Origin of the sequence: Micromonospora sp. KC207 (assembly GCF_004348615.1) — a bacterium.
In the GTDB taxonomy this organism is placed as follows: domain Bacteria; phylum Actinomycetota; class Actinomycetes; order Mycobacteriales; family Micromonosporaceae; genus Micromonospora.
Map to the genome: position 1 here is coordinate 1 of NZ_SMKJ01000025.1, position 17,134 is coordinate 17,134.

At 69.9% G+C, this 17,134-nt stretch carries 13 protein-coding genes and 4 pseudogenes; 11 read left to right on the plus strand and 6 right to left on the minus strand.

The features are described 5' to 3' along the window. Positions 1-143 precede the first annotated feature (143 nt). On the minus strand, positions 144-1,328 hold the full coding sequence (locus E1258_RS05330) for an acyl-CoA dehydrogenase family protein (protein ID WP_132397355.1): 1,185 nt from the start codon (positions 1,326-1,328) through the stop codon (positions 144-146). A gap of 344 nt (positions 1,329-1,672) precedes the next feature. On the opposite strand from E1258_RS05330, the gene E1258_RS05335 reads away from it, so the two are divergent. The 5 genes from E1258_RS05335 (at position 1,673) to E1258_RS05350 (ending at position 8,250) form a co-directional block, all read left to right on the plus strand. Continuing rightward, entirely contained in the window at positions 1,673-2,761 is a 1,089-nt protein-coding gene (locus E1258_RS05335; protein ID WP_132397357.1) for a hypothetical protein, read from the plus strand. A gap of 84 nt (positions 2,762-2,845) precedes the next feature. Continuing rightward, complete coding sequence (locus E1258_RS35700; protein WP_371688572.1) at positions 2,846-3,103, plus strand: sigma factor-like helix-turn-helix DNA-binding protein; 258 nt, start codon at positions 2,846-2,848, stop codon at positions 3,101-3,103. Next, entirely contained in the window at positions 3,100-3,228 is a 129-nt protein-coding gene (locus E1258_RS35360) for a hypothetical protein (RefSeq protein WP_256370959.1), read from the plus strand. The genes E1258_RS35700 and E1258_RS35360 overlap by 4 nt, the downstream gene beginning before the upstream one ends. Positions 3,229-3,638: 410 nt before the next feature. Continuing rightward, positions 3,639-4,208: a transposase family protein gene (locus E1258_RS05345; protein WP_243715208.1), complete on the plus strand. Its 570-nt coding sequence runs from the start codon at positions 3,639-3,641 to the stop codon at positions 4,206-4,208. Between the two features lie 283 nt (positions 4,209-4,491). Further along, positions 4,492-8,250: a hypothetical protein gene (locus tag E1258_RS05350; RefSeq protein WP_132397359.1), complete on the plus strand. Its 3,759-nt coding sequence runs from the start codon at positions 4,492-4,494 to the stop codon at positions 8,248-8,250. Between the two features lie 326 nt (positions 8,251-8,576). On the opposite strand, the pseudogene E1258_RS05355 reads toward E1258_RS05350, so the two are convergent. Beyond that, positions 8,577-8,992, minus strand: a pseudogene (locus E1258_RS05355) (transposase); the annotation flags it as partial. A 45-nt stretch (positions 8,993-9,037) separates the two neighbouring features. Between E1258_RS05355 and E1258_RS05360 the strand changes: the two are divergent. Beyond that, positions 9,038-9,253, plus strand: a pseudogene (locus tag E1258_RS05360) (PLP-dependent aminotransferase family protein); the annotation flags it as partial. Here the strand turns inward: E1258_RS05360 and E1258_RS05365 are convergent. Further along, positions 9,231-10,280, minus strand: a complete 1,050-nt coding sequence (locus E1258_RS05365) for a LacI family DNA-binding transcriptional regulator (RefSeq protein ID WP_132397361.1) — start codon at positions 10,278-10,280, stop codon at positions 9,231-9,233. The pseudogene E1258_RS05360 and the gene E1258_RS05365 overlap by 23 nt on opposite strands. Before the next feature lie 292 nt (positions 10,281-10,572). On the opposite strand from E1258_RS05365, the gene E1258_RS05370 reads away from it, so the two are divergent. The 5 genes from E1258_RS05370 to E1258_RS33850 all read left to right on the plus strand — a co-directional run bounded on the left by E1258_RS05370 (position 10,573) and on the right by E1258_RS33850 (position 14,906). Further along, complete coding sequence (locus E1258_RS05370) at positions 10,573-11,652, plus strand: substrate-binding domain-containing protein (RefSeq protein ID WP_132397363.1); 1,080 nt, start codon at positions 10,573-10,575, stop codon at positions 11,650-11,652. A 92-nt stretch (positions 11,653-11,744) separates the two neighbouring features. Beyond that, positions 11,745-12,770 carry an ABC transporter permease gene (locus E1258_RS05375; RefSeq protein WP_132397365.1) on the plus strand — a complete coding sequence of 342 codons (1,026 nt, stop codon included), beginning with the start codon at positions 11,745-11,747 and terminating at the stop codon, positions 12,768-12,770. Then, on the plus strand, positions 12,767-13,609 hold the full coding sequence (locus E1258_RS05380; protein WP_132397367.1) for an ATP-binding cassette domain-containing protein: 843 nt from the start codon (positions 12,767-12,769) through the stop codon (positions 13,607-13,609). Before E1258_RS05375 ends, E1258_RS05380 begins: the two co-directional genes overlap by 4 nt. A 46-nt stretch (positions 13,610-13,655) precedes the next feature. After that, positions 13,656-14,585, plus strand: a complete 930-nt coding sequence (locus tag E1258_RS05385) for a carbohydrate kinase (RefSeq protein ID WP_132397369.1) — start codon at positions 13,656-13,658, stop codon at positions 14,583-14,585. Between the two features lie 69 nt (positions 14,586-14,654). Continuing rightward, a complete protein-coding gene (locus E1258_RS33850; RefSeq protein WP_207919419.1) occupies positions 14,655-14,906 on the plus strand; it encodes a hypothetical protein in 252 nt (83 codons plus the stop codon). A gap of 87 nt (positions 14,907-14,993) precedes the next feature. Here E1258_RS33850 and E1258_RS35705 read toward each other — a convergent pair. The 3 genes and pseudogenes from E1258_RS35705 to E1258_RS05400 all read right to left on the minus strand — a co-directional run. Continuing rightward, positions 14,994-15,215, minus strand: a pseudogene (locus E1258_RS35705) (tyrosine-type recombinase/integrase); the annotation flags it as partial. A 124-nt stretch (positions 15,216-15,339) separates the two neighbouring features. Further along, a pseudogene (locus E1258_RS35710) lies at positions 15,340-15,522 on the minus strand (site-specific integrase); the annotation flags it as partial. A 364-nt stretch (positions 15,523-15,886) separates the two neighbouring features. Continuing rightward, the gene (locus E1258_RS05400) at positions 15,887-17,125 is read right to left on the minus strand and encodes an MFS transporter (RefSeq protein WP_132397373.1); all 1,239 of its coding nucleotides are present in this window, start codon (positions 17,123-17,125) and stop codon (positions 15,887-15,889) included. Positions 17,126-17,134: the final 9 nt, after the last annotated feature.

Consider the following 17,134-nt stretch of genomic DNA (forward strand, 5'->3'; position numbering starts at 1 on the left):
CTGCCCCGCCACCACCGCGTCCACCCTCCGGTCACCGACCAGACCGGACAGCTCAGTCCGCTGCTGCTGCGTCAACGCCACGAGCCAGAGTCGATCACCACGAGGTAACACCAAGCCACGTAAAACACCTCAATTACGCGACACTAGATCAGGTGCGTGTTGGGCTCCAGGCCGCACAGGATGCGGCCGTAGAGCTCGAAGTTGGTGTTCGGGTGCAGAACCCCGTGCAGGGCGATGGTCTGGATGTCCCGCTCGATGCGCTGGATCGGAACGTCGGAGTAGATGGAGGATCCGCCGCTGGCGGTTTTGAGGACGTCCACGGCCTCCTTGGCGCGCAGGCACGCCGCGCCCATCTCCACCCGTGCAAGGCCCCGCTCTAGCAGCGTCCAGGGCTCGCCGCTTAGGCTCTTGGAGTCCAAGCGCTCGGCCGCGCGGCGCACGTGGAACTCGGCCTCGTCGATCTTCACGGCGGCCTCCGCCGTCTGGAGGTGGGTGAGCGGGGCGTCGATTTGGCGCTTGTAGTCGGTGTATGTGATCTTCCGGGTGGGCAGCCGCTCGAAGAAGAACTCGCGCGCGGCCTGGACCATGCCCAGCGGGACCGCGCTGGTGGTCGCGGAGGCGATCGGCGAGAACGGGCACTTCCACATCCGGGAGTCGGCGTTGAGCAGCGAGCGGTGCTGGCCGTAGCGGATCACCGGGGTCATCGGCAGGACGCGCGCCGCGGGGACGAACAGATCGTTGGTGACAGTCGTCACGCTCCCTGTACCGCGCAGGCCCGCGGTGAACCAGTCGTCGACGATCGTCATGTCGGACACCGGGACGAGGATGATGACCGGGGTGCGGCTGCCGTCCTCGTCGGCCAGCAGGGCGGCGTGGACGAACCACTGGCTCTGCAGGACGCCGGTGCTGAACGGCCACTTGCCGTTGAGGATCACGCCGCCGTCGGTCGGGACGGCGATGCCGTTCGGGCTGATGCTGCCGCCGAGCCGGACGTCCGGGTCGGCGAAGACCTCGTCCTGGACCTCGTCCGGGAACAGTCCGGTCAGCCAGGCGCCGATGGACATCGTGGCGGCGATCCAGCCGACGGAGCCGTCACCGCGGGAGAGTTCGGAGAGCACGGTGCACACGGTGCGCACGTCCGCCTCATAGCCGCCGTAGCGGAGCGGGATCCGCATCTTCATCAGGCCGGCGTCGACCACCGCCTGGAGCACGTCGTCGTGCATGACCCGGTGCTCCTCCTGCCACGCGGCCTGCTTGCGGATCAGCGGAACGAGTTCCGTCGCCCGGCCGACGAGCTCGGCCTGCAGGTTCGTCTCGGTGGTCGTCATGTGCGCTCCTAAGGTGGTGGAAACCGGTCGGTTTGGACCGTACGGCGGTACGACTCGGGACTCTTCTTCCTGGTTGCCTAGTATCGGAGCCGAGCCGTACCCCTTCGCGCCAGTGCAGTCCGGTGGCCGGAAGCAGTGCAACAGGGCAATTCCGGAGAACTCCGATACGCCGGTCCGATGGGAATATGACGGGGCCGGAGCCTTAAGGACTCCGCTGGCGCCGACGGCGTTCACCGCAGGTCTCAGGGATCTTTTCGGTCCGGATTCCATCTGATGTCCGGATCCCGTCATGCCGGTTCGCAATGTCCCGCATGTCATTCAACAACAGGTGAGTGGAGGAAAAAATGCGTGATCCGTATCGGGTAGCGGTGTGGGGAATAGGCCAGGTCGGCGCAGCCGCGATCAGGGAGATCGTCAGGCTCGATTCACTCGAACTCGTCGGCGCCCTGGGGTCCCGGGCGGAGAAGGTGGGCCGGGACGTGGGCGAGGTTCTCGGGATGGGCCCGCTGGGGGTGCGGGTCACCGACGACCCTGCAGCGCTCGTCGAGGCGCATCCGGACGTGGTGCTGTACGCGCCGTTGGACCCGGTCGACTGGAAGCAGACCGACGAGGAGATCCTGCTGTTCCTGCAGGCCGGGATCAACGTCGTCACCTCCCTCGCCTACGAGGGCCTGCGCTACCGCGACGACGGCGCGCTGGAACGCTTCGAGCGCCTGTCGAAGGCCGGCGGGGCGACGCTGTACGCGACCGGGGTGAACGGCGACTTCATCGGCGAGCGGTTGGTCACGACGCTGTCCGGACTGTGCAGCGACGTGGAGCACATCACGATGAAGGAGATCTGGCGCTCTGATTGGGTGGGCAGCGGCCTGTTCGACCAGTTCGGCTTCGGCAAACCCCTCGACCAGGCGGCCATGGGCGAGGAGTATCTGATGACCGGGTTGGAGCGATACCATTCCGTGTCCATCCGCAACGTCGCCCGCCACATGGGGGTGGTGCTGGACTCCGTGGAGACGAGCAGCGTGAAGCTCGTCGCCCCCGCGGACATCGAGCGGCCTAACGGTCCGCCCATCCTGGCCGGAACGCTCGGCGGCCGGGTGATCCAGATGTCGGGGATCAGCGACGGCAAGGAGTTCTATCGTTCGGAAGGCGTCTTCTACTGCGGCGCGGACCTCAAGCCCCCCGAGGCGACGGCGGACACCTGCTGGTACATCGAGATCGAAGGGCGCCCCTCGCTGCGCACCACGGTGGTCGCCAGCGTGTCGACCCGCGACAACCGGGTCCAGTATGGGGACAACGACCCCACCTCACCCGGCTTCTACGCCATCGCCGCACCGATGATCCAGGCGATCCCGGTCGTGGTCGAAGGCGCCCCGGGGGTGTGGGAGCACCCGCCGGCGGCCCTCCACTACCAGCGCGAACTGCGGCCCCGGTGATCCTGGACGCAGCGGCGCACGGACGACGCATGGCTCCAGCCGTTGCCGGACTCGTTGCTGGACGCGGGCGATCCGGCCGGAGCCGTGATCGACCGCAGCAGCCTACGGCTGGCGTTCGCTGCCGTCCTGCAACACCTGTCGGCACGCCAGCGCGGCGCACTGATCCTGCGTGACGTGCTCAGGTTCTCTGCGTCCGAGGCCGCGGACATCCTCGGCACCGTCGTGTCAGTGAACAGTTCTCTGCAGCGGGCTCGCACCCGGGTGAGGGAGGCTGGGGTCGGCACGACTCACTCAGCGAGCCGCCCGCACCCGAACAGCGGGCCAGGGTCGAGCGCTACATGAAGGTGTTCGAGAACGCCGATGTCAAGGGGCTCAAGCGGCTGCTCACCGAGGACGTACTCATGGAGATGCCGCCGATGCTCAACTGGTTCGCCGGCCCCGACAACTACGTCGTCTTCATGGAGTAGGTCTTCGAACAGGCCGGAAGGGACTGGGTCCTCAAGGCGGTCGCGGCCAACGGCCAGGCCGGGTTCGCCGCTTACCGGCGCGTCGAGGACGCATACGAGCTGCACACGCTCCAGGTCTTCACCGTCACCGCCGAGGGCATCAGCCGGACATCGGTGTTCCAGGACCCCGAGATCTTCGCGACCTTCGGCCTGCCGGCCCGGCTCGACGACCAAGGAATCGTCGGAGCGTAGCGACGGGCACGGCCCGGAGGGCCATTCAAAAGTCGGTAGACGTCCATGGATGTCACGTTGAGTGAGGTCTGGGGGTGGTCGTGACTCGGATCGAGTGTCCGGAGTGGACGCGGCGGCTGGGATCCGATAGATCAGCCTTTGTGAGGAAGTTGATTGAGGGCCCGCTGCGCTGTGAAAGTATGACAGGACTCCCGACGGACCGGCTCGCCGACCTGATCGACCGGGTCCGGGAGATCGAAGGCCACGAGTGGGAGAAACCACCGGTCGGACGTCCGCACGTGTTACCGCTGCCCACGGCGGTGATCGCGGTGCTGTTCGGGCTCTGGCACAACATGCCTGACGAGGTCCTGGCTGAGGTGTTCGGCTGTTCGCAGGCCACGATCACCCGCTATCACCAGATCCTGCAGCCGATCCTGCGCTGGGTCACCCGCCCCGAGGTCGACCAGCGCCTGGAGCAGACCCGCCGCGAAGGTGTCCTGGTCGACGGGTTCGTCGCCCCGGTCGGCGAACGCGAGTCCTACCACGGACTGTTCTCCGGCAAGAAGCACGTGTGCGGGCAGTACGTGCAGGTCGTCGCGGATCTCGACGCTCACCACCCCACCGCGACTTCGGCCGCTTGTCGATCAGGGGCTAATGGCGATCTCCGTTATCGACATCGTTTCCTGTGGGTTACGGTATCGATCGCCCCTCGGACACCGGTACGTATCATGTGTGCACCATATGACGTAGCGGTGGTCAAGTATGCTTGACCACCGCCAGAACGTTTCAAGACGGAGCCCGGCGCTGCTCGTAGTGGCAGGCTGGGTGTTAGAGTTGCGGCGTCACGCGCCAGTTCGTCGGTCATCCCCGCTGTTGTTGTGCCCGGTCAGCCGGGCGGCGCACGCGGTGTTCCTCGCTCACCTGCCGCGGCGATGAAGCGGCCTCTAATACGACAGCCGCCGTTCGGGACCATGGCTGGAGTTTGAGGTTGAGGCGGTAAGATCATCGACAGTACGCGTCCAGTAGCGAGGACCGCTCGTCGATAATCGCGCTGTGTCGCATCATGGTGTCGTACCGCGAAGGTGGCCCGTCGCCCTCGGCGCGTTCGGCCTCGCGCTGGCCCTGTGCGGCGGCGCTGTTCTCCTCGTCGATGCTCAGGGCCTGGCGAGAGCCGACATGTACGCAAGCATCGCGAGCGTCATGGTGGGGTTGGCGGGGATAGCGGTCGCGATCTGGCTGGGTCGTGAGCGGCTACCTGCCGAGGAGGAGTTGCTTCACCGGGCCGCAGGCCGGCTGGCGAGATTGGTCAGCCGGCAGTGGGAGGACGAGACAGGCGTACGCGGGCTACGCGACCCGCGCCCGATCAGCCTGCGGTGGTCGAGTACCGGCCGGCCGGTCAGCGCCCCCGCCGATTCTGTCCTGGGGTCGCAGGATGCGGTGGCTGGCCGGCCGCTGCGGCTGAAGCTGGCCGGTGACCTGACCAAGGTGGCGGACATGGTACGGCGCCTACCCGCGCGTCAGTTGGTCGTCCTCGGTGATCCGGGCGCGGGCAAGAGCGTGCTGGCGATCCTTTTCGTGCTGGCGGAACTGGCCCGGCGCGGGCCGGCGGACGCGGTGCCGGTCCTGCTGCCGCTGGCCGGCTGGAATCCACGGCAGGAGCATCTGCACACCTGGCTGGCCAGGCGGCTCGAAGTGGAGTACCCGGGGCTCAGGGACGCCGACGCCTACGGCCCGCAAGCGGCGTTGCGGCTGGTGCGTGACAACAGGATCCTGCCGGTGCTGGACGGATTGGACGAGATGCCCGCGGCGCTGATCCCTTCCGCCATCGCCGCCCTGAACCGCGCGGTCGGTGCCGCCGGCCTCGTCGTCACCTGCCGCAGTGTCGACTACGAGGCCGCGATCGGTTGGGCCGGCACCGCCCTGAGCCGCGCGGCGGTGATCGAGATCGAACCGGTCGGGCCCGCTAGTGCCCTGGCCTTCCTCACCGGGTCCGAGCCGGCCGGCTCGTACCGTTGGGATCCGGTCGCGGCACATCTGCGTCGGTATCCGCAGGGCAACCTGGCGAAGACGCTGTCGAATCCGCTCATGATCACAATTGTTCGATCGGTCTGCGCGCCGGGCAGCGGCACCGACCCGGCGGAACTACCCGAGTTGGCTCGCCGCTCGGACTCGCCTGAGTTGCTCGGCGGCGCACTGATGGCGCGCGTCGTTCCCACCGTCTACAGCGACCAGCCACCCGTGTCCCACGGCGCGTCGCGCGAACAACAGGGGAGACGGCTCGCGCCGCTGGGTACCCCGCCGCGCCGACCGGGGCGGCCGCGTTACCGGCCCGAGCGGGTCACCGCTTGGCTGGCGTTCCTGGCCAACCACCTGCGGTACCGGCTCGGCGGGTCGCCGGATCTGGCGTGGTGGCAGCTCGCCGCCTCGGTACCTCGGGCGGGCATCGGCGCCGTCGCCGGCGTGGGCGCCGGCCTGTTCACCGCTTCCCTGCTCGTCGCGCTGTCGCTGCACAGCGATGAGCTGCGGAGTGAGCTGACACGCGGCCTCGGCGGGGTCGTCGTCTCGTTCGCGTTGGTCGTCGGCCTGGTGGTGGGGTTGACCGCGGCGCGTAACGCGGGCGCCGCGCGGGGCCTTCCACACCGGCGCGACCGGATGGCGCAAGTGGGCCAGGCGCTGCGAGACGTCTGCGTGGTGGTGGCTGTCAGCGCGCCGGTCTTCATCGCCACTGCCACCGACAGCTCTCGCGGCGTTTGGCAGGACTTCGGGTTCGTGATATTGGTTTCCGCCGCCGTACTGGCCGGTATCGCGAGCGGGCTGCGCAGGGCGGACTCCACCGCCCCGCGCCAGTGGTCGCTGCGGCCGCGCAGGCTCCTTGGCCGGGATGTCGTCACCAGGCTCGTGGTCGGATTCCTCGCCGGCGTGGCGGTCGGGATGCCGTTCGCCGCGGACTGGGCCAGCGACTCGGGCTTCGGTGGTACGCCGGGATCTCGGGTCCTGCTCACGCTGATCGGCGCCGGCGGTGTGGGGATCGCGGCGATCGGCGTGCCGCTGGCGCTGGGACGGCTGATGCAGTCGGTGGTGGACGAGGAGTCGGCGGTTACCCCCCACTCGGTCCTGCGCAATGACCGCACCGCCTTCACCGCCGTCTGCGTCGGTGTCGGGCTGGTGCTCGGCGCGCCAGTCACCGGACTCCTCGCGGCCGACTCGTCCGGTGCCATCAACGTGATCGACTCGGCGCTGGTGTACGGCGCCGCCGTTGTCGTGTCGCTTGGCCTGGTCACCGCGACCGCTGCGGTGCCGAGCCAGGTGTGCTATCAGGCGGCTCGGATCTGGCTCGCCGCGCGAGGCCGGCTGCCGTGGCGGCTGATGCGCTTCCTCGGCGACGCGCACAACCGCGAAATACTGCGCCAGGCCGGTTCGGTCTACCAGTTCCGCCACGCTCTGCTCCAGGACCACTTCGCCCGACAACGGCCATACGCCGGCGCACCGGTCGCGGTACCGCGCCACTCACCGTGGCGGAGGGACCGAGCACCGGAGAAGCGTGACGCCTCCGTTCCGGCGTCGGAACTGCCTGCTTCCACCTCCGACCTGTCGGCTCCGACACCGGAGCCGATCTCACCCGGGCGGCCAGCCGGCACGACACCCGGACCGCTTCGAACCTGGGCCGGACGGCTCGCCGCCGCCCTCCCGGTCCTGCTGCTCGTGGTGGCGACCTGGGCGGGCGTGGACAAGTCGCAGGACCGGCTGATCGGCGACGCGGCCGAGAAGGTGGCCCAAGACGCCGTTCAACTGCGCGACCGCGACCCCATCACCGCGCTGCGGCTGCTGCACGCCTCGGTGAGCCTCCAACCAACCAACTCATGGGCACGGGAGGCCCTACAGGCGGCGGCGCTGCTACAGGGTATCCAGGCCCCTGTCTCAATCGTGGCCGCCTCGACCCGGCGGCTGGTGATCAGCCGACACGGCGAACGCTTGGCCACCGTAGACACGAACGGTCGCGCGACGCTGTGGCGGATCGACCCCCAAGGGGCCGTCCGTAATCCGGTACCGATGCCCGGTGATCCGTTCATCCCGGTCGCCGCGGCCAACTTCGCGCCGGCCGGTGATTTCCTGGCCACCCTGCACGCCGGCGGCGCGGTAACTGTCTGGCGGCTGGCGGGCGATGCTCCGTCCGAGGCCGGACGGATATCGACGTCGGAAGCCACCGTCGATGTCGGCATCGACGGCGACATCGTGACCACGATCGACCAGGACGCGACGGTACGGCGGTGGCACTGGCGGACGGGCGCTCCCGCCGCGCGGCCAAACCGCCCGCGCGGTGAGCCGCCGGGGGGACAGAAAAGGTGGCTGAGGCTCAGCGACGATGGCCGTAGGGCCCTGGAGCGGCCCGGCCCGGACACCGAACTGGTGGTGTGGCCGACCGACGAGGCGGCGACGACGGCGCCACGCACGCTTGCGGACAGCGACGACGCCTGGGCCGCGAGCCTGAGCGGAAGCACCGGGCAGGCGGCCGTTGTGGGTTCGTCGCTCCGGGTCTACGACGCCGAAGGACAGCGCCTGTTCACCTTCGACGACCGGTGGGGGTCGGTGCGCGACATAGCGATCGGCACCGGGCGGATCGCTGTGCTGCACCGAGATTCCGTGCTGCTCCTCGAAACAGACAAACTGCGGGAGACCGCGGCGAAGGTCGATGCCGATCTGAGTCGGTACGTCTGCACCATCGTCGGACGGGGACTCAGCGAGGAGGAGTGGGCGCGTCACGTGCCGTACTCCTGGTTGCCGGCTCACGCCTACCGACCCACCTGTCACTGACCTTGTCTCTGCTGGGCGCCGTCGCCCAAGCCATCAACGGTGTGTGCCAAAACGCCGGCCGTTGCCGTGACCTGCTGCTGTGAAGATCGGTCAGTAGTGCTTTGTTAGGTTGGGGCGAGCTGGTGGCAGAGGAGGCAGAACCCGAGCCAGGTCGCGAGTAGGTACTGCAGTTGCCGTAGAACGGTGTAGAGGCTCAGGTCTGCCCCGTTGCTTTTGCGTGTGTGGTCCGTAGTTGGGTGAGGAACAGTTGGTCGGCCGTGGCGAGGGTGACGGGGAGTGTCAAGCTAACGGCCCTGTCTCACATTCGGTGGTGACGAAAAGTACTGCTATCCGAGGAGGATGCGGTGGCGGAGCAGGGTGAAGCCTGCTCGTCCGTGCATCTGGCGTGCGATCCGTTTGGTCTTGGTGTTGACGCCTTCGGTGGGGCCGTTGCTGTAGGCAAGCGTGAGCGCGGCGTTCACGGCGTCGCGGTCGCGTTGCAGGCCTCGGGTGAAGGCGTGCAGATGAGGTGGATCGGCCGCGCGGATTCGGGCGGTCCAGAGTGAGAGCAGGTCGGCGTTTCCCGGCTGGGGCGTCAGGAGTTCGGCGAAGCCCTCGATGGCGGCGGCCAGGTGGGTCATCTCGGGGCGGGCTGCGGTGAGCCGTGCCAGAGGATCTCGATGCTTGGGCTTGAGGTTGTCGGGGCTGGTGAGGATCATCCGGGCGAGCCGGCGGGGGAGATGTGGCTGCGGTCGACGTCCGCGGTGAGTTCGTCGGTGGCGCCGGGGATACCGAAGCTGATCGCGCGGACGCCGCGTTGCTGCACCGCTCCGCCCGCGAGTACGGGGTGCTGTGGACCCCGATGACGCACTTCTACGACGACGGCGCGACGGTGAACGCCCTGCGGCTGTCGGTCAGCGCGGTGACCCCGGACCAGATCGACCTCGGGCTGGACCGGCTCGCCGCGCTGGTCACCGACGAGCTGGCCCACGCCGGGTTCGTCAGCCCGGATGCGGTCCCCTGATCTCGCCGGAGCCGCGGGGGATCAGCCGGGACGGGACCAGGTGGGTGCGGGGCGGCCACCGCTCGCCGTCCAGCCGCCGGAAGATCAGTGACGCGGCCACCCGGCCCATCTCGGCCGCGTCCTGCGCGATCACCGTGACGGCCGGTTGGAGCAGGTCGGCGAGGGGGAAGTCGTCGAAGCCCACCAGGGCGACCCGGTCCTGCCAGCCGAGCTGCTGGAGGGCGCGGATGGCGCCGACGGTGACCAGGTTCTGCGAGGTGAACAGCGCGGTGGGTGGGGCGTCGGCGGTGAGTAGCCGGCGTGCCGCCTCCACCGACTCGCGCTCGGTGTGCAGGTCGTGGACGACGCCGGCCGGCCGGATGCCGTGCTCGGCGAGGGCCTCGCGGAAGCCCTGGAAGCGCTGGCGGGCGGTGGCGATCGTCTGCAGGTCGCCCAGGTAGGCGACGTGCCGGTGCCCGTGCGCGACGAGGTGGTGGACGGCGGTCGCGGCGCCTTCGTGGTTGTCGGTGAGCACGGCGTCGGCCGGGAGGCCGATCGGCGGCCGGTCGACGAACACCACCGGGGTGCCGGAGCTGACCTCGCCGGCGAGGTAGCTCTGGTCGTCGCTGGCCGGCACGACGACCAGGGCGTCGGCCTGCCGCATGGTGAAGGCGTGGACCAGTTCCCGCTCCCGCTCCGGGCTCTCGTCGACGCTGCCGGCGAAGATGAGCACGCCCCGTTCCCGCGCGACGTCCTCCAGCGCCCGGTGCAGGGCGGCGGAGAACGGGTTGGCCAGGTCCTCCAGGACCGCGGCGATGGCCGCGCTGCGGCCGTTGGCGCGCCGCAGGCTGCTCGCGGTGAAGTTCGGCCGGTAGTCCAGCTGCGCGATCGCCCGCCGCACCGCGGCGGTCTTCGGCGCGGAGACGCCCGCCTCACCGTTGACCACCCGGGAGACGGTCTTCGGGCTCACGCCGGCGAGCTGGGCGACGTCGCGGAGGGTGGGCCGGGCCCGGCCCTCGGACGGCGCGGCGGAGGCGGCACTGTGCATGGGCGCTCCTACCGGACGGGTGTGGCGGGCGGCCACCGGAACGCCGTGGCCACCGACCGACGGTGATCGACCGACACGGTATCGGCCCGCTGGCCACGCCGTCCGGCCGGTACGTGCAGGGGCATCGTCGAGGCTGCTGACATCGTTGTCAAGAGTTGCGGCCGGGTTGCGTACTGCTCCTGAAAACTCGTGCTCAACTTATTGACATCGGCGGTCAACACCTCGGAAACTGCGCTGACATCGTTGTCAGTATCTGCCACGGCAGGACCATGGGACCCCCGAGGGAGCACATATGATCCAGCGCACCGGCCGCCGCCGCGCCGCCATGCTGCTCGCCGCCGCCGCGGCGACTGTCCTGGTCGTCAGCGGATGCGGTGACAGCTCCGGCGACGACGCCTCCGGCGGCAAGACCGTCGCCGTCTCCCTGATCACCAAGAACTCCACCAACCCCTTCTTCGTCGCCATGCAGAACGGCGCCAAGAAAGCCGCCGAGACCGAAGGCGTCAAGCTGACCCTGGTTGCCGGCAAGGAGGACGGCGACGAAGCCAGCCAGGTGCAGGCGATCGAGGACGCCATCGCCCGGGGCGACGCCGGCATCCTCATCACGCCGAACGGCCCCGGCGTCAACCCCGCCATCAAGAAGGCGCGCGACGCCGGAATCTACGTCATCGCCCTGGACACCCCGCCGGACCCGGCGGACACCGTGGACATCACCTTCGCCACCGACAACTTCAAGGCCGGCGAGCTGATCGGCAAGTGGACGGCGGCCCAGCTCGGCGGCAAGCCGGCCACCATCGCCCTGCTGGACCTGTTCAACGACAAGATCGTCTCCGTCGACTACGACCGCGACCAGGGCTTCCTGACCGGCATGGGCATCGACACGGCCGACAAGAAGAAGAACGGCGACGAGGCGAAGACCGGCAGCTACTCCGGCGGCAGCTACACGATCGCCTGCAACGAGCCGACCAACGGCGCCGAGGACGGCGGCCGGACCGCGATGGAGAACTGCCTCACCAGGAACCCGGGCATCAACGTCGTCTACACCATCAACGAGCCGGCCGCGGTCGGCGCGCACAAGGCGCTGCAGGCGGCCGGGAAGAAGGACGTCCTGGTCGTCTCCGTCGACGGCGGCTGCGACGGCGTGAAGCAGGTCAAGGGCGGCGTCATCGGCGCCACCTCCCAGCAGTACCCGCTGAAGATGGCCGAGCTGGGCGTGCAGGCGATCAAGAAGATCGCCACCGGCGGGGAGAAGCCGAAGGTCACCGACGGTCTCGACTTCTTCGACACCGGCGTCGCCCTGGTCACCGACAAGACCGCCACCGGGGTCGAGAGCATCACCAGCACCGACGGCGCCCAGCGCTGCTGGGGCTGAGCCACCGGCCGCGGGCGGGGGCGGGGGCATCCACCCCGCGCCCTCGCCCCGGCACCCCGTCCGTCACCGCCGACACTGGCAGGGAGCCCGCGATGACCGCCACCACACCGACGACCGCCGCGCAGGAGTTCGCGCTGCGCCGGCACTCGCCACTGCAACGCGTGCAGCACGTCCTGCACGCCCACCCCGCGATCAGCCCGTTCCTCGTCCTCGTCATCTCGTTCGTCGTCTTCGCCACCCTCAACCCCCGCTTCGCCTCGCCGAACTCGCTCTCGCTCGTGTTCCAGCAGGTGGCCGTCATCGGCGCGCTTGCCGTCGGGCAGACACTGATCATCCTGACCGCGGGCATCGACCTGTCGGTCGGCGCGATCACCATCCTGGCGATGATGCTGGGCGCCAAGATCGCCGTCGGGCAGGGGCTGCCGGGCCTGCTCGCCATCGTGCTGGCCGTCGTGGTGGGCGCCGCGGCCGGCGCGCTCAACGGCGGGCTGGTGACCCGGCTGAAACTGCCGCCCTTCATCGTCACCCTCGGCACGCTCAGCGTCTTCACCGCCGTCGGGCTCCTCTACTCCGAGGGGCGCAGCGTGCAGGGCACCGACCTGCCCGCGGTGCTGAGCTGGACCGGGGAGACCTTCCCGGTCGGCCGGTTCCGGATCACCGTCGGCGTGATCATGGTGCTCCTGCTCTACCTGGCCGTCGGGTTCGCCCTCGCCAAGACCGCCTGGGGGCGGCACGTCTACGCGGTCGGGGACGACAAGGAGGCGGCCCGGCTCGCCGGCATCCGGGTCGACCGGGTCCTGCTGAGCGTCTACCTCGTCGCCGGCGCCATCTACGGCCTCACCGCCTGGATCCTCATCGGACGCGCCGGCGCGGCCAGCCCGAACGCCATCACCGACGCCAACCTGGAGAGCATCACCGCCGTCGTCATCGGCGGCACCAGCCTCTTCGGCGGCCGGGGCGCCGTGCTCGGCACCCTGCTCGGCGCGCTGATCGTCGGCTTCTTCCGTAGCGGCCTCTCCCTGGCGGGGGTCGACGACCAGTACCGCGTCCTCGCCGTGGGCGTGCTGGTGATCCTCGCCGTGGCCGTCGACCAGTGGATCAGGAAGGTGAAGTCATGACCGCCACCACCACGCAGACCCCCGCCGGGCGGCCAGGCAGCGCGGACAGCGGGCAGCGTACGCCGGTGCTGTCGGCCCGGGGCCTGGTCAAGACGTTCGGCAAGGTCGTGGGCCTGGACGGGGTGGACCTGAACCTGTACCCGGGCGAGGTGCTCGCCGTCATCGGAGACAACGGCGCCGGGAAGTCCACGCTGATCAAGTGCCTGACCGGAGCGCTGACCCCCGACGCCGGCGAACTGTTCCTGGAGGGGAGGCCGGTGCAGTTCAAGCGCCCCCAGGACGCCCGGGACGCCGGGATCGAGACCGTCTACCAGACCCTCGCCGTGGCGCCGGCGCTGGACATCGCGAGCAACCTCTTCCTCGGCCGGGAGAAGCGCCGGCGGGGTGTGCTCGGTTCGGTGTTCCGGATGCTCGACCAGAAGGGGATGCGCCGGGACGCGGAACAGGCCCTCGCGGAACTCGGGATCGGCACGTTGCAGAACGTGGCGCAGGCGGTCGAAACCCTCTCGGGTGGCCAGCGCCAGGCGGTCGCGGTGGCCCGGGCCGCGGCCTTCGGCAGCAAGGTGATCGTGCTCGACGAGCCCACCGCGGCGCTCGGTGTCAAGGAGTCCAACCAGGTGCTCCGGATGATCGAGGAGCTGCGTACCCGAGGGTTGCCGGTCATCCTCATCAGCCACAACATGCCGCACGTGTTCGAGGTGGCCGACCGGATCCACATCCAGCGGCTGGGCCGCTGTGCCGGGATGGTGACCCCGGCGTCGCACACCATGCCCGAGGCCGTGGCCATCATGACCGGCGCGACCACGCTCGAAGAGACGCCGGGCCGGCAGGCGGGCTGACCCGCCGCCGACGCGACCGGGCCCGCGGCCCGGGAAGGGAGCAACGTTGATCACGGTTGTCGGCGAGAGCCTGGTGGACCTGATCGAGGAGCCGACGGGCGAGGCGATCGCGTACCCGGGTGGGAGCCCGGCGAACGTCGCGGTCGCGCTCGCCCGCCTCGGCGAACCCACCACCCTCCTCACCCAGCTCGGTGACGACGCGTACGGGCGGCTGCTCCGCGCCCACCTGGCCGGCAGCGGCGTACGGCTGGATCCGGCGTCGGTGTCGGACCTGCCGCGCACCAGCGTGGCCCGGACCCAGTTGGGCGCCGACGGGCAGGCCCGGTACGACTTCGCCATCGACTGGCGGTCCTTCCCCGACATCGGCGCGGTGGCCAGCGGAAGTGCGTGCCTGCACACCGGGTCGCTCGCCACCGTCCTCGAACCGGGCGCCGGCGACGTGCTGGCACTGGCCCGGGAGCGGCGGGCGACCACGATGATCAGCTTCGACCCGAACTGCCGTCCGTCGCTGACCGGCGACGCGGCGCGGGCCCGGCGGCGCGTCGAGGAACTGGTTGCGATCTCGGACCTGGTCAAGGTCAGCCGGGAGGACCTGGACTGGCTGCACCCGGGACGGTCGTCGGAGCGGGTGGCGCGGGAGTGGTTGGCGCTCGGGGCCAGCCTCGTCGTGGTCACCCTCGGAGCGGAGGGGGCGCTGGCCGTCACCGCGCGGGAGGAAATCCGGGTGGCCGCCCCACGGGTGACCGTGGTGGACACGGTCGGCGCGGGTGACGCGTTCACCGCCGGACTGCTGTCCGCGCTGCGGGCGCGGGACCTGCTCGGCGCCGCCCGGCGTCCCGCGCTGCGGGCCGCCGGACCCGAGACGCTCGCCGCCGTGCTCGGCGACGCCGCGCGCGTGGCAGCGTGGACCTGCGGACGGCGGGGCGCGGACCCGCCCACCCGGGCCGAGCTGGCCGCCCTGCCCGCCCCGGCGTGACACCGCGGTGTCGTCGTTACGTCACCACCCGTGTTTCCGGCGGGACAGCCGTCCGTAGATAATGGACGGATGGTTGCGTGGGAGTACGCGTTGCTGGTCCGCCGCTATCAGGGGCAGGGCAGCAACTTCCACGTGTCGTTCGTCTGGTACGCCCCGGACGGGTCGCGCACCGACGTGACCGCGTACGGCGACACGGCGATCGCGCACCTCAACCGGGTCGGCCGGGAGGGCTGGGAGCTGGTCTCGGCCGCCGAGGACGTGAACAACGTGCAGGGCAGCACCGAGGTGCACCGCTACCACCTCAAGCGGCCGCTGGGCTGACCCGTTGGTGCTGCGTACCGCGGTGCCCGCCGCAGTCCGCGCGAGGCGGCGGGTGACGGCGTACGGCAGGGGAACAAGTCTTGGCTGGTCGCCCTTACCGACGAACCGGAGCACGCGGTGGCCGCGCTCGTGTGCGAGTTGGCCGACGTCGGCCTCGCACAACTCGGATACACGGAGTCCGCAGTAGAGGAGCAGTGCGACGACGGCCGGGGTGCGGTGACGGGCGCCTGCGGTGTCGCGGTCGGCGGCGGCGAGCAGTGCCTGGGCCTCCTCGCGGGTGAGCGCGGCGGCGGACGCGAGCGGCATCATCTTGGGCTTGACGCGTGCATCGAGGTCGGCCGGGGTTGCCGGCCTCGGCGGGCCGGCGCTTGGTATTGATCAGCCAGCGGTACCAGGCGGAAACGGCGGCCAGCCGGCGAGCGTGGGTGCCGCCGTGTTCGTGCTTGGCTTCGAGCACTCGCAGCCAGGCGGCGGCATGGGTTCGGGTCGGGTCGTGGACCGGGTCTAGGTTGGACGCCTGGCAGAAGCCGAGCCAGACGGCCAGGTCCCGGCGGTAGGCGTCGCGGGTGTTCCGTGAGCCGTACTCGATCAGCCACTGCTCGATCAGCTCGCCAATTGCCGGTGCCGGGCCGCGTGGTTGCGGTGGTGGCGGGGAGCAGGACGCCGGTCAGAATGGGGATTGTGTCTGGCATAGCTCGGCCGTCGGTGCGGGGGCGATGAGGTCGTCGGCGGGGATCTCGGTGTAGATGCGCCGGTAGTCGGCGAGGTGGGTGGTGACGTGGGCGCGGCCGGCGTGCGTGAGCAGCCGCTAACCACACAGCCGCTGGGGGGCGTTGCCTAGTCCTCCGCGGGCCGGATGACGGCGCGAAGGAACTCCGCAGTGCGGGCGTGGGGGGTCTTCTAAGCATGTGGGGGCCGCGCACCCGCCTTGTGGCGCCGGAATTGATCACTACTGCCAGTATATGCCTTGTCTGCGGTAATCATGCGTTCGGCTCCTCTTGACGCACTGTGAAACCTCGGGACGAGGGGGCCAACGCCGCAGCCGCTGGGGCGGCAAAGCACACCACCGCGCAGACCGCCAGAACCGTGGTTGCGCCGAACTGATCGATGGCGGGTGCGATGAGCGCAAGACCGACCGGCGCGAGTCCGTAGGAGAGCAGGAAGTCAAGTGAGGACACCCGGGCGAGTTTGGTGGGCTCGACCTCGCGCTGGGTGGCGGTGAACCAGGGAACGTTGAACAGTTCGATGCCAATGCCGGCGAGCACATACGCGGCGAAGATCACTGCGGAATGCACCGGCAGCAGCAGGCTCAGCGGCACGAGCCCGTAGAGCGCAAGCCCGGCCAGCGCGGACCAGCCCTGGGCCCGGGGTCGCCATCTGGCAATCATCATGGCGCCGACGAGGGCACCGATCGTGTAGGTGGTCATCGCGGCCGCCAGCACGGCCTCGCTGCCATAGCGGTCTCGGCTGACCAGAGGCAGGACCACAAAGGTGGCCGAGTACCCGGTGGCGATCACCGCGGTCAACGCGGCAAGGCCAGCGACGAACCAGGGATGCCTACGGGCCTCACGGACTCCATCGGCGAAGTCGGCCAGGATGTTCGGCCTGGTGGTGGGGGGTTCGGGCGAGCCGTTTCCGGCGGGTGGGGTCAGCGCGGCCGCCAACCACAGGGCGCCGACGCCCCACAGCAGCACCGGGGTGGAGACAACCACGGCGAGCAGCGCGGTGAGCGTCGGCGCCACCAGGGTGGTGACCCGGACCGCGAGGGTGATCGCGGCGTTGGCCTTCTGCCTCTGTGGCTCGGCGACCACCTCGGCGGTCAGTGCCTGGAAAGCCGGGCGGCACGCGCCCTGCCCAGCGCCCATCACGAACGCTGCGGCTGCGGCCACCAACAGTGACCGATCCAGACTCATCGCCATGACGGGTGCGGCGAGGGCGGCCATCAGCCCGGACCAGAGCACCGTCTGCCTTCGGGAGTACCGGTCGGCCAGCACACCGCCGACCGGCACTGCGGCGAGAAAACCCACCGTGCGCGTGGCCAGGAGGACTCCGAGCCCGACCCCGGTCAGCGACCGGTCGAGGACTGCCAGACCGAGGATGAACGGAAGTGCCCACGTCGCCACGCCGGAGGCCATCGTGCCGGTCCAGAGCCGGACGAAGGACGGGTTTCGCAGCAGGGGGGTCGGCGCGGGCGGGACCGCCACGGCGTTGTCAAGCATGTGTATCGT